The 11631-nt window shown below is 42.4% G+C and carries 14 protein-coding genes; 7 read left to right on the top strand and 7 right to left on the bottom strand.

The window, feature by feature from the left end; all coding sequences use genetic code 11:
* Positions 1-3 precede the first annotated feature (3 nt).
* Entirely contained in the window at positions 4-912 is a 909-nt protein-coding gene (locus Q8J68_RS07590) for a UbiA family prenyltransferase (protein WP_305310918.1), read from the bottom strand.
* Positions 913-1189: 277 nt separating this feature from the next.
* Between Q8J68_RS07590 and Q8J68_RS07595 the strand changes: the two genes are divergently transcribed.
* Positions 1190-1483, top strand: coding sequence for a hypothetical protein (locus Q8J68_RS07595; protein ID WP_305310919.1), 294 nt, complete (start codon positions 1190-1192; stop codon positions 1481-1483).
* A gap of 114 nt (positions 1484-1597) precedes the next feature.
* Here the strand turns inward: Q8J68_RS07595 and Q8J68_RS07600 are convergent, their stop codons facing one another.
* Positions 1598-1987 (bottom strand): NifB/NifX family molybdenum-iron cluster-binding protein, encoded by a 390-nt coding sequence (locus Q8J68_RS07600; RefSeq protein WP_305310920.1) that lies wholly within the window; start codon positions 1985-1987, stop codon positions 1598-1600.
* A 271-nt stretch (positions 1988-2258) separates the two neighbouring features.
* Here Q8J68_RS07600 and Q8J68_RS07605 point away from each other — a divergent pair, with 271 nt between their 5' ends.
* Positions 2259-4412, top strand: coding sequence for a hypothetical protein (locus tag Q8J68_RS07605; RefSeq protein WP_305310921.1), 2154 nt, complete (start codon positions 2259-2261; stop codon positions 4410-4412).
* A 105-nt stretch (positions 4413-4517) separates the two neighbouring features.
* Entirely contained in the window at positions 4518-5204 is a 687-nt protein-coding gene (locus Q8J68_RS07610; protein ID WP_305310922.1) for a DUF169 domain-containing protein, read from the top strand.
* 162 nt (positions 5205-5366) lie between these two features.
* Here Q8J68_RS07610 and Q8J68_RS07615 read toward each other — a convergent pair whose 3' ends face one another.
* Positions 5367-5927 (bottom strand): fasciclin domain-containing protein, encoded by a 561-nt coding sequence (locus Q8J68_RS07615; RefSeq protein WP_305310923.1) that lies wholly within the window; start codon positions 5925-5927, stop codon positions 5367-5369.
* A gap of 396 nt (positions 5928-6323) precedes the next feature.
* Entirely contained in the window at positions 6324-6791 is a 468-nt protein-coding gene (locus tag Q8J68_RS07620; protein WP_305310924.1) for a pyridoxamine 5'-phosphate oxidase family protein, read from the bottom strand.
* Positions 6792-7250: 459 nt separating this feature from the next.
* On the opposite strand from Q8J68_RS07620, the gene Q8J68_RS07625 reads away from it, so the two are divergent.
* The 3 genes from Q8J68_RS07625 (at position 7251) to Q8J68_RS07635 (ending at position 9221) form a co-directional block, all read left to right on the top strand.
* Positions 7251-8342, top strand: a complete 1092-nt coding sequence (locus Q8J68_RS07625; protein ID WP_305310925.1) for a fasciclin domain-containing protein — start codon at positions 7251-7253, stop codon at positions 8340-8342.
* A gap of 223 nt (positions 8343-8565) precedes the next feature.
* Positions 8566-8760 (top strand): DUF378 domain-containing protein, encoded by a 195-nt coding sequence (locus Q8J68_RS07630; RefSeq protein ID WP_305310926.1) that lies wholly within the window; start codon positions 8566-8568, stop codon positions 8758-8760.
* 191 nt (positions 8761-8951) lie between these two features.
* Complete coding sequence (locus Q8J68_RS07635; protein ID WP_305310927.1) at positions 8952-9221, top strand: DUF3303 domain-containing protein; 270 nt, start codon at positions 8952-8954, stop codon at positions 9219-9221.
* 51 nt (positions 9222-9272) lie between these two features.
* Here the strand turns inward: Q8J68_RS07635 and Q8J68_RS07640 are convergent, their stop codons facing one another.
* Positions 9273-9713, bottom strand: a complete 441-nt coding sequence (locus Q8J68_RS07640; protein ID WP_305310928.1) for a pyridoxamine 5'-phosphate oxidase family protein — start codon at positions 9711-9713, stop codon at positions 9273-9275.
* 46 nt (positions 9714-9759) lie between these two features.
* Positions 9760-9963 (bottom strand): hypothetical protein, encoded by a 204-nt coding sequence (locus Q8J68_RS07645; protein ID WP_305310929.1) that lies wholly within the window; start codon positions 9961-9963, stop codon positions 9760-9762.
* Positions 9964-10568: 605 nt separating this feature from the next.
* On the opposite strand from Q8J68_RS07645, the gene Q8J68_RS07650 reads away from it, so the two are divergent.
* Positions 10569-11009, top strand: a complete 441-nt coding sequence (locus Q8J68_RS07650; RefSeq protein WP_305310930.1) for a CPBP family intramembrane glutamic endopeptidase — start codon at positions 10569-10571, stop codon at positions 11007-11009.
* Between the two features lie 136 nt (positions 11010-11145).
* Here Q8J68_RS07650 and Q8J68_RS07655 read toward each other — a convergent pair whose 3' ends face one another.
* The gene (locus Q8J68_RS07655; RefSeq protein ID WP_305310931.1) at positions 11146-11409 is read right to left on the bottom strand and encodes a hypothetical protein; all 264 of its coding nucleotides are present in this window, start codon (positions 11407-11409) and stop codon (positions 11146-11148) included.
* Positions 11410-11631 lie beyond the last annotated feature (222 nt).

An 11631-nucleotide genomic window follows, 5' to 3' on the forward strand; every position in this document is an offset into this window, starting at 1 on the left:
CGGTTACCCGACAAAATAGTCCATAATGATGGACAATGCATATATCAGCAAGCTGGCGTGGAACAGGGGGAGAGCCTTCTGTCCGGCTTCAGGGCTTTTTCCGTTAAGAATGAGGAAATTTGCGGCAACAAGCATTGTCAAGGCCAGTGTGAACCCATAGGACGCCATGGTTCCAAGTCTTGCCATGAACTGCGTTGCTATAAGGGCATGGATGATGGTGAAGCCCAGTATCCAGTATGCTGTGCCCTTAAGTCCGTATAGCACGGTCACAGACTTCATCTTCCTTGCTCTGTCGTTCACTATGTCTGCAAGATCGTTAACCCCCAGATGTGCCAGGGCCCAGGGATACAGGAAAATGAAATACAGGAGTGCAGTGCTGTCCGGGCTGCCATAGCAGAGATATCCTGCAACAGGGAAGAGAGCCAGGTCTGTTCTGCCTGCCAGCTGAGCAATGGGATACTTTTGATCCCTTTTCTTTACCTGATAGAAATATTCTGCACAGTAGGAGTATCCCATCAGCACCAGCACATAAAGAGAATTGGGATATGGAAGTGTCAGTATCAACAAAGTTGTAAGTGTGACCAGCAGGAAGAATAGCAGAAGAGCATTTTTCTGGTCTATCTGTCCGGATGGGATCGGCCTGCTCCCAAAAGGCCTCCAATACCTTGTAAGCCTGTTAAACTCTACATCAAGCTTGTCTTTTTTCCTGTCTACATAATCATTGAGCACAAGGCCGGCCTCAAATCCCATAAGCCCGATGAGTGCAGCTTTAATGGTCAACTGCCATGAAAACCCTCCCATTTCCTCAAAGGCGAGCATCAGTCCGGAACAGAATAGGAGTGGCCAGACAAAAAAGAAGTGTGCTCTTGTAAGGTCAATATATGCTTTTAGGACACTTTTTCCGGGCACCATATAAGACAGCACACTCCTGGTAAATTTAAATAGAAGATTATGTGGTTCTAGTGATTATTATAATTTGTTGGTACGCTGGCTTGCAGAAATGCTCATGGAATGCATATCTCGACAAAGTCAGCCACACAGAGTACACAGGGTTTACAGAGAACCTCTCGTACCTTATTCTTAAGCTGTTAACTCTCTGTGTTCTTTGTAAACTCAGTGATTGACGTTTTCCCCTGAACTCTTCTAACCTTGCACACATTGAAGTAGTATAAATACCATGTATATACACATGGCCACAGAAATGGAAAAAAGAGTTTCAGAGAAGCAAAACAGGATGTATGAGAACCGAATGAATAGCATTTGTCTGGTCTCTTCTCTGTCTTCTGATGAAATAATGATTCAGCATCTGCCAGCGGATAAAAGTTCGCAATGGTATAATGAGAACTGCATCGGGACCAACGAGATTCCTAAGAGTACTGTAGCAGGAAATCCGGGGGGAACACTATTTTACACCAGCAACGGAAAAATTATGAGGTCCGAATCGTCTGTGCAAGGGGCACTTAAACTTACATTTAAGAAGTAATCTGAATAGTTCACTCAAAAATAAACTTTTTGTATTTTCAGTAGCAAGTAATGCTCGGGGAATCGCATATACGTCTTGAAGCAGGCTTTCCAGCTGATTACTTCGTGAAAATGGTCATTTCCAGTTTATGCGGTTGTGCTGTCCTGGTTTGTGCGCTCCAGGGGAGTTCGGGGCTTCAAGTTTTTTAAGAACATTATTTTTGTAAGCCTGTATCGCATCTGCGACAGAACCTTCAATGAAGGGTAGAACATCTATATTCTTTGATGTGAGCATTGAAAAGGCTTTAGCTCCAACACTCCCTGTGATGAGTGCATCTATATTCTTGTCTATGATAAGATTAGCTGCCTGGACGCCTGCACCACTGGAAGCAGAAGTTGTTGTGTTCCTGACACTATCCAATTCCATAGAATCAGTATCTACAATGACAAAGTAGAAGCACCTTCCAAAATGGGGATCCACTGGTGAATCCAGACTGGCCGATAAGGCTGTTACGCATATCTTCATTTAGAATTCTCCATTTCGCATGTTTCTATTGGCGTATATTAAGATTAATCTATCCTCTCAAATCTCCATAATATTACTCATGTGAGAGGAAATATAAAAAGATATTTCAAAACCACTATATCCCTTGGCACAAGAATAAATCCTCGCTATAAAGAAGCCGCCTTCGGGCAGCTCCGGTCACACCGCTGAAAGTCAAGAACCGGGCGCTTGCAAAGCCACATATTCAAAGTATATTTATAGTAAGATGCAAATCCCTTATTGTGATCGACTGATGAGTATTGAAATAGGCAGAGGATACGAGATCCTTCCTGATGACAGCATTCTATTCAATATATGGATCACCAACAATACAGATTTTGTCATTAACGACTTAGAGGTTACACTTGGTCATAATGAATCGCTGTTGAAATTACAAGGCGACAGGGTACAGAAACTTGACAGTATTCCACCTGCCGTTGCTCGTGTTGTGAAATTCGTCCTCAAACCTCTTGCTTGTGTTCATAAGGAACTGATTGAAGCTAATATCACTTACCGTGACCATCGTTGGGAGAAGAATGTTCTCACAATGGAACCCAGGGATGTACATTGCATATTTCCTTTCGTATGTCCAATACCAATATCAATGGGTGAGTTCCTTGACCTTTCTTCCGGGAGTCGTTCTTCAGAAGCCGGTCTGAACTTTGAAGGCGTATATGTTGACCAGGTTCTTTTATTTCTTTTACAGACGTGCGCCAATTGTATGTACAAGGTAGGAGAGCATGCTGTGGATTGCGGCAGAATAGTGTACCTCTCAGGCGGATTCTCAGGTGAGGAATCTTATTACCTGCTGACCGTTCTTATAAGAAAGAAAGATGCTCTTACTCAGGTAATTCTGAAGGCTGTTTCATCAAGAACCACCGGGACACAGGATTTCCTCGATGAGGTAGTTTCCAGGTTCCAGCACCTCGTGGGTACTGCAAGCTCGTTAAAGGATGCAGGTGTCATCAAAAACAATCATTTCATCAGTACCATAAACTCTGCTGTGAAACAAAGCAGCTCACCAGCAGAGCAGGGTCCCCCCTCTTTGAGTTTTCATGATGGTGCCATGCCGGGTAACAATGCCGAGTCCTTGGCTGTTATGGTGAATACAGCTGATAATGTTGCCTGGCACGCTGATGAGAATGAAGACGATCTATGGAAAAAGGAAGAAGAGCGTCAGAGGCGCAAGCATGAGGAACTGGAGCGGTTGAAGAAAAGGGATGAGCAACGGAAAGCACTTGAGACACGAAGGTTGAGAGAATGGGCGGCAGCCGAAAAGGCTGAGAAGAACACTGCTCCCTCCGGAAAGTACAGGATGAAGTATAGCTCGGTTGCCTTGATCTTAATAGCAGCTTTTATCGTTTTTTCGATCATCAATGATGTTCCACTTAGGGAGCTGGTCATTCCGGATATCCTTGATCATTATAATGTAAGCCCATTTCCATCACAGGAGAGAGCAGTAGAAACATTGGTCATGAACTTTTTGAATGCTGTCAATGAAGGCGACCCTGGTTCAGCTTTTGCTATGTATCAGGGTAGTGATTTCCTTGCGCCTGCAACTATCACTATGTTCTTCAAGAACAAAGACATCCAGGCAGGAGGCATCAAGGAGATAAATATTATTTCATCAGAGATGTCTGATAACCTTGCACTCGTAAAAACCGAATGCTTGGTTGCCAGCCTCGATATCTCCGGGAGGGAAAAGAATTCATTTACTATTCCCATCTACTTCCGGCTACAGAGATCCGAGGTCGGCTGGATAATCATTCGTGTGTCTTTTCTGCATCTGGGTATGTGGGAAGGCAAGCAGTCGACCCAGGAAGTGTCATCCAACCTGATGGTCAAGAACATCGAAGGAGTGCGCGCAAAAAATGCTTATGGTGATACTTCTGCTACTATTGATATGCTCAAGCTCTCGGTAGGTCTTAACGTTGGCAGTTCTCCTGTCGATGTGAATCAGGTAGTTATATCAATAACTGACGGTACAATAGCACATAATCTGGTATATGCAGGTAACGAGAAGACATATAACAGGATGGCTTGTTTTAGTGATTCAGACGCCGCTGTCAATTTGAAAGCATTACTGACTACTCCTGCAGCTCCAACTAAATATTATACTGTAGATAAGATACGTGATGAGGACGGTTCCTTCTCACAGGCCAATCCTGTGATGAATACTGGTGACCTTATCGTGGTGTATCTTGCAACGACATCATCAACTGCTGCAGGACGCTCTCACATGGGGGCTCTTGATACTTCTGGAACGATTGTGTCCTCGCAACTGAACCTTGTCCCAAGGACAACAGTGAACATTGTGCTGACACCTGAATCAGGTGCATCAACTGTTGCTGAATTCGTTACACCCTCCTCATACGGTGTTAAAGAAACTGTACAGATGTATCCTTGATGAATCCCTGACGGTGTTCATCCTATGGACAATATCAAGTAGATGTTTTTCTTTTTACTGATAGTATTACTCTGAAATCACAGGAAACTATAGGAAAGATCATCAATGGACATGGAAGAGATACATGAGATGGGACGGCAGCTGAAAGATATCCTTAAACTGGAAACATCTCCTGTCGCAGTGACCTTTATCAGGCCCGACGAGGAAATACCAGATACCATTCCGAGGATCAAGGGTGAATTGCGGCATTGTGAGATGGTGGACCGCGCCAGAAAAAATAAGGAGCCATTCTATGCTCTTTTGGCGGACCAGGAATGCAATATCGGAGCGTCCTCACTAGGGATGGGTGGCAGGTGCAGCGAGATCTCTTCGGGTGAGTTCTATTATTCATTTGGCTGCTTCAGTTCCCTTGAGGCGGCAAAGAGTGCCATCGACGAGATGCCCTTGATGCCTGCCGGATCAGTTAAGGCTGTTGTGTACTCTGCCCTTGAGAAGGCGCCCCTTGTTCCGGATGTGGTGGTCATCGTGGCAGGTCCTGATAAGATGATGAAGCTTTCCCAGGCGGTGCTTTATCGCTTTGGCGGAAGGCTCCATGCGAGCTTTGCCGCCCTGCAGAGCATGTGCGTGGAGAGCGTGGCCCAGCCATACCTGCAGGAGAAGGTGAATGTGAGCCTTGGCTGCACCGGAAGCCGTGTCCTGGGCGGGCTTGCAAAAGGAGAGATAGCCATGGGCATTCCGTTCGCGCAGATGGCGGATGTGGTCGAATCTTCCAGAAAGATGTTCAGGGTATGAGGTCATTTTACCTCAACAACTGTAAGTTACAAACCTCTCCCATCTGAAAAATCTGTCAGATAATTCAATTCCGGGCAAAATAGAAAAAAGAATGCATGTAAAGCCTTTAAAAGATAAGTACCAGAAATGCCAGCCCCTTTCGGGGCTGGTAGTTCACATCCCTTAAGTCATTGATGGTGGTAATATCACCTGGTCTATGACATGAATTACACCATTGCTAGCTTCAATGTCTGTCTGTATCACAGTGGCATTGTTTACCATAACATTTCCGTCAGCTACAAGGATAGCGATTTCTTCGCCCTGTACTGTCGTCAGTGATTCCATTTCAATAACATCGCTAGCCATATATTCTCCGGCTACAACGTGATATGTGAGTACAGCTCTCAGTGCTTCTTCATCTGCCAGCAGTGCATCAAGAGTTCCCTCAGGCAATGCTGCAAATGCTTCGTCTGTTGGTGCAAACACAGTAAAGGGCCCTTCACTGCTTAAGGTCTCGACAAGTCCTGCTGCTTGAACAGCCTGCACCAAGGTGTTGAATGAACCTGCACTTACAGCAACATCTACAATATTCATCTCTTCAGTTTCATTAGCATCAGTTTCGTCAACATCTGTTCCATTAACATCTGTCTCATCAACATCTGTTTCCGGAGGCTGTTCTGTACAGCCCGCTAGAAGTATAGCTGTTGTTACAATTAACAACATTAATATTTTTATCATTTTCATTTCTACCTCTCCACATGTTTTTGTTTAATTTTCGTAGGTAATTTAGTTTAGCACGCTTACATATATAAGTTACTCCCTAACTAATTATAATATATATCTCTATATATTGGTATATTTATTGAAAAATTTATTTAAAATTTAAATGTATTCAATTGAGGCTTATTAATGATCTTTTATTTCTCATCTCAAATTAATTTAAGTGGATGCATGTGATTATCAGAAACTACAGGTCTTTATAGCTTATTGTTTTTGCCAGAAAACAAATGCTTCCTCAACATTATCGAAAATGTCATAAGGAACACAGAAAAAGTGTATGGATACGAGGTTTGTATCTTCTTACCCAACATCCTTACCAAACACCATCTATTTGGAATAATTTTTGGAAAAACGACAAGGTCATTTATAATATTTGCCAGTGCACTCTTTGATGGTCACCTCTATTATGGCTGTTCCCCTGACCATATTGTCGGGCAATGCTGCTCCCTTGAGAGAAGGGGTATATTTCTCCACGACCCTGTCCAGAACAGCCTCTTTTAGACTGTGATCATCAATTAGCGCTGCTGTTCCAATAATGACAACGCTTTCATACTCCGTGTTGACATCACAAGGTGCCTCATCGAGTATAAGGCCCTTCATATCATGGGCCTCAAAGCATACTTTCTCGTTTGCCAATATATTGCTGATCTTCTGTCCATGTGGCAGCCCGTGAATGTAAATTCTGCCATCATGGTAAATGAAATGCACTGGAACAGCATACGGGTATCCACTTTTATCGATCGTTGCAAGATTGCCTACAGTTGCCCTTTCTAAGAGCCCTGTTATTTGCTCTTCTTCTAGCTGATGCTCCTTCATCCGATTTTGCATGACCACTCCTCCACCTGTCAGAGAGTATCCTCACGTTTTTCTGATATTGCATTATATGTCCATGTATCATATTTGATATTTTGCCCGTGTCAACGACCACCAGCTAAAGTCGCAGACAAGTGTTTCTGCTTTTCAGTTACCTGAGCATTGCTTGCAGGGGCGATACCTGCTAGAATGCTTGCGATATTTATGCATTGAACAAAACCAATAAAGAGTGAGAGAGATTTAAGTTTCTTTTTTGGGTTTAAATGAGTGATTGCAGCTACAATAACCGGTAATGGATACCCAACCACTTCAAATATTTTAATTGTCTAAATATGATTAACATGCTAAAAAAATGGAATACGTATATATGCTATTAAATACCATGTTTATTGGGCTTAAATGCCAATAAGGGGTTATAAAATGAAATATAAAAACACTCTATTGTTTTTAGTATGTTTCGCAGTCATTTTTTCTTTGACAGCCTCTGCTAGTGCAAACACGCAAACCACTGTCGTGGATATAATAGTTGAAAGTCCAGATCATAACACCCTTGAAGCCGCAGTGCTTGCTGCTGGTCTTCAAGGTGCTCTTGCAGGAGAAGGACCTTTCACAGTATTTGCTCCAACCGATGCAGCTTTTGAAGCACTTCCCGCGGGCACACTTGATGCTTTGCTCGGAGATCCTCAAGGAGATCTGACCAACATATTGCTTTACCATGTGTTAAGCGGCAGAGTAAATTCAACTGACCTTTCAGATGGAATGACTGCCACTACACTATTGGGCAAGGATGTTCTGGTGACAATAATTGGAGATGATGTGTTCATCAACAATGCTAAGGTCACTGTTGCTGACATCCAGGCTGATAATGGTGTAGTGCATGTGATCGATGCTGTACTGATACCGCCAGCTACTGTTGTGGACATCATCGTCAACAGTCCAAGGCATAACACCCTTGAAGCCGCAGTGCTTGCTGCTGGTCTAGAAGGTGCTCTTGCGGGAGAGGGACCTTTCACAGTATTCGCTCCAACAGACGATGCCTTTGCAGCACTTCCCACGGGCACACTTGATGCCTTGCTGGAGGATCCTTCAGGGGATCTGACCAACATATTGCTTTACCATGTGCTAAGCGGCAGAGTAAATTCAACAGATCTTTCAGATGGCATGACTGCCACCACATTATTGGGCAAGAACATTCTGGTTACAATAAACGAAGATGGTGTGTTCATCAACAATGCTAAGGTCACTGTTGCTGACATCCAGGCTGACAATGGTGTAGTGCATGTGATCGATGCTGTACTGATCCCACCAAACGTTAAGGCTGACATCATCGCTCTCAAATCAGATGTAGCTTCCGAGAACCTGAAAAGACCGATCGACAGGGCACTCCAGGCAACGCTGGATGCAGCACTTAGATCAGTTTCTAGGGAAAATGAGAATGCTGCTGCCAATCAGTTAAATGCTTTCATCAACCAGGTAAAAGCTCAAAATGGAAAAGCCATTGATCCGGTCCATGCGGATGAATGGATTGCATCAGCACAGAGTATAATCGATTCTTTAAAGAAGTAGACGCCGGAGCACCCCTCCGGCTGACTTTTTATGCTTTTTCTCAATATCTGTGGATAATTATACCTTCATCATGTCGTTTAATTCCAGACCTATTAACATGGATCTGATGGAATTGAGCATAGATGCCATGTTAAGTAATTTATTTTAGAAGCAAAATTATTATATACAGGTATTTACATGAATAATAATGTAAAACACTTCAACAGGAGGTGAGAATGTGGGTATGTTCAAAACCATTGATCTAGTAGCATTAGCTCTATTGATTGTCGGTGGTCTCAACTGGGGTCTTGTAGGGGCATTCGGCTTTGACCTTGTAGCGGCGATCTTTGGTGAAATGTCTTTGTTGTCGAGAATAGTATATATTGTAGTAGGTCTTTCAGCAGTCTATATGATATACTTTGCTGCCACTAAGAAGTGATTAAGGTAGCAAATAGGTTGTTGCTAAGAAAAGTCGGGTAGTTCATAATCATTTAATTTTTTTGATTATGTGATATCCTTCAACATTCATACAATCTATTATATAGTCTTCAGTTCTGTATATAATCAGGGCAGAGTGCAGAAAGCGAGTTTCGTGCTCTGTTTGCAGGAAATATGATCAGGAGGAGTAAAATGTTATTCTTTAGTACAAGCACGTGGGAACCCGAGAACAGTGAAAAGATCATTGAACACTTTAAGAAACTGAGGCCACCATCGGGAGTCAGCATCAAGAACCAATGGGTGGATATCTCCGGTGGAAGGTATTTCATGCTCTACGAAACCGAAGATGCCAAAGCATTTGCTGAATTCAACCTGCCATGGTCTGATATTTGCTATATAGAGACCAGTGTAGTGATGGAATCCACAGAGTTCATTAAGCTCATGAGCTCAAAGGGAGTCTAATCTCTTTTTTTTAATAGAAGTTCAGCTCTTTCTCCCAATGTTTCATCCCGCTTATGACATATCTATCTCCACAACATTCTGGAACTTGCTTGCAACTATATAGCTTTTGACCTTCATTCTCATCAGGGCGGATGACGGAGAGAGCAGGAAATCATGGAGATACGGGTGTTTTTCCAGATATAGATCTTTAAGTTCATCTGTTTTCTCAGCCTCCATGACTTTCCCGGTCGCATTAACAGCCATAGCATCATTGAAATCACTCTCGTTATTGGATCTGTTATCGATCATCATGGATGCTTTCTGGGAAGTTATGAGGTAACAATATTTCCTGGTAGCTACAGGGGTTACAAAAAATATATATTTAAGATCGTCAGTGGTCACAAATCCCACAAGGTTCGTATAAGGCTCTTCCTCATGAAAACTTGCAAGTACTGCAAGTTTTTGCTCTTTGAGCAGAGACTTCAGACTTTCCATTAAATGCTTCTCTGACATTTCTGAACCCTCACTTAAATTTCTTTTCACATTTGTCCTTGCATATTTATTTCCTGGAAGACCTGCGCGGCCCTGTCGATTTCCCAGCTTTGTGCAGCCCTTTAGGACTATAAAGCTTTGAGAATTTGCTTTTCCTTCCTTTCTTCGTACCCTTTTTCAATAAAGAGTTGAAGAGCCATAAGACCACGTAAGCTACAATGAACATCACTGCAACTATTAAGAACCAGGCAACTCCATCGGGCATATCCATATTTCTTCCTTCTTTTTCCTAATTGTATCGGCTGGCTATTGTATTGGCTGACTATTATATATAATCCTACTCTCTTTTCAAAGCACCGCTGCTCGGTCTGACCGGGAATTTATATGGTAAAGCATATATTCTCCTTAAGAATATATGCTATGTCTTGATCACGTCTGCGTTTTTTGCTGAATGCAACAAGAAAAAGAACACTGTTGTCTCTTTTGAACGCCGGGGGCAGGTTGAAGATTATGAACATCTCAGATATATCGGAACAATTGATGAATGATGCAAGAATTATACTTGTGCCTGTGTTTTTCATCATGCTCGCAGAACTTTTGTTACTTGTAGGTCAGCATTATCTTTCTATCTGGATGCACGTTGGCATTATCCTGTGCTTGCCATTGGCCTCCGTTTATTTCCATAACAGGGAACTTACAATGGTCTTTCAGGCCCTGATGCTTTTATCACTTCTAAGGCTTGTGAATATATCGATGCCTGTTTTCTTTGAAACGACATTATATATATTCATCTTCATCTATGCTCCACTAATTATCCCCATATATATCGTTCTCAATGCACAGGATTTTCAATTTTCATTTCGAATAAGTGATGAAATGAAGAAAGATCGCGTAAAATATTCCTTTATTGCAGTCATTGTAGCTCTTGCAATTGCACAAGGAGAATACGCTATTATTAAAGCTGGTTACCTCATACCGGATCTTTCATTCATGAGCCTGCTACAATTATCGATAGTTATGATCATTTTTGTAGGACTTATTGAAGAGATCATATTCCGATATATCCTGCAAACAAGACTGCAACAAACGCTTGGTATCTGGCCGGCACTATTGATAGCAAGTGCACTTTTTGGTGTCATGCACTCTGGCTATGGTACAATATATGAAGTTCTCATGACAACAATTGCAGGTCTTGTGATAGGATACATATATATCAGGACCAGAAGTCTGTATCTGATCACTATGATCCATGGCCTCACAAACGTGTTCCTGTTTGGCATCATTCCTCATATTGGTCCCGGCCTTGGTTTCTTTTGAGAAATCGGAGTAGGTTCACAGAAAAGATATATTGGATAGTCAGACTTGAAGCAGATGTGTCAGTCTGAAGCTTGATATATTTTACTCTAAAACAGCAGCTTAAATCTTAAGCGTCAAGTAGGGAAACCTCTTGACTTCATGCATAAATGATATCTGCAACCTTAAACACAACTATTGCTACAAAAGCAACAAGCAATGGACCAATTCCCATATTGAGGGAATGGCTTAGGTCCCTGTTCCACTTTTCAGATGCAGAAAGTATCTCCTTTCCTGAGAGCAATGCGATAAGGGCTATCACTGCCAGCACACCATACTCTGGTAATCCTGTGCCCGTGGTCATTGATATTGCCCCGGCTGCAGAAGACACTGCACTCGTTGAGGTTATTGTACTGGTTAGCATCCTTAATCCTACTTATCTATCTTTATTACAATTCTCCTAATCAATCATAGTACTTAAATCTATTGAATTTGATTTGCCCTGAAAAAAGTTTAGGTATGAACTGCTACCGAGCTAAAGACTCCTTGGTTTTCTGTCTTACTCTTTGATCAGTTATTGTACTTTAATTTTATCTCCAGAGTAGTGTTGCATTTTAACCCAAGTTTGACAGTTTTCACTCCTTGA

This window comes from Methanolobus sp. (assembly GCF_030682845.1).
Classification (GTDB): Archaea; Halobacteriota; Methanosarcinia; order Methanosarcinales; family Methanosarcinaceae; genus Methanolobus.

What these genes read in the sequence shown, in the direction of transcription:
- Q8J68_RS07655 (WP_305310931.1), bottom strand. Translation starts at nt 11,409, where the DNA reads ATGCTAACCAGTACAATAACCTCAACGAGTGCAGTGTCTTCTGCAGCC.
- Q8J68_RS07635 (WP_305310927.1), top strand. Translation starts at nt 8,952, where the DNA reads ATGTTATTCTTTAGTACAAGCACGTGGGAACCCGAGAACAGTGAAAAG.
- Q8J68_RS07620 (WP_305310924.1), bottom strand. Translation starts at nt 6,791, where the DNA reads ATGCAAAATCGGATGAAGGAGCATCAGCTAGAAGAAGAGCAAATAACA.
- Q8J68_RS07605 (WP_305310921.1), top strand. Translation starts at nt 2,259, where the DNA reads ATGAGTATTGAAATAGGCAGAGGATACGAGATCCTTCCTGATGACAGC.
- Q8J68_RS07590 (WP_305310918.1), bottom strand. Translation starts at nt 912, where the DNA reads ATGGTGCCCGGAAAAAGTGTCCTAAAAGCATATATTGACCTTACAAGA.
- Q8J68_RS07650 (WP_305310930.1), top strand. Translation starts at nt 10,569, where the DNA reads ATGAAGAAAGATCGCGTAAAATATTCCTTTATTGCAGTCATTGTAGCT.
- Q8J68_RS07640 (WP_305310928.1), bottom strand. Translation starts at nt 9,713, where the DNA reads ATGTCAGAGAAGCATTTAATGGAAAGTCTGAAGTCTCTGCTCAAAGAG.
- Q8J68_RS07645 (WP_305310929.1), bottom strand. Translation starts at nt 9,963, where the DNA reads ATGGATATGCCCGATGGAGTTGCCTGGTTCTTAATAGTTGCAGTGATG.
- Q8J68_RS07595 (WP_305310919.1), top strand. Translation starts at nt 1,190, where the DNA reads ATGGCCACAGAAATGGAAAAAAGAGTTTCAGAGAAGCAAAACAGGATG.
- Q8J68_RS07600 (WP_305310920.1), bottom strand. Translation starts at nt 1,987, where the DNA reads ATGAAGATATGCGTAACAGCCTTATCGGCCAGTCTGGATTCACCAGTG.
- Q8J68_RS07610 (WP_305310922.1), top strand. Translation starts at nt 4,518, where the DNA reads ATGGACATGGAAGAGATACATGAGATGGGACGGCAGCTGAAAGATATC.
- Q8J68_RS07630 (WP_305310926.1), top strand. Translation starts at nt 8,566, where the DNA reads ATGTTCAAAACCATTGATCTAGTAGCATTAGCTCTATTGATTGTCGGT.
- Q8J68_RS07615 (WP_305310923.1), bottom strand. Translation starts at nt 5,927, where the DNA reads ATGAAAATGATAAAAATATTAATGTTGTTAATTGTAACAACAGCTATA.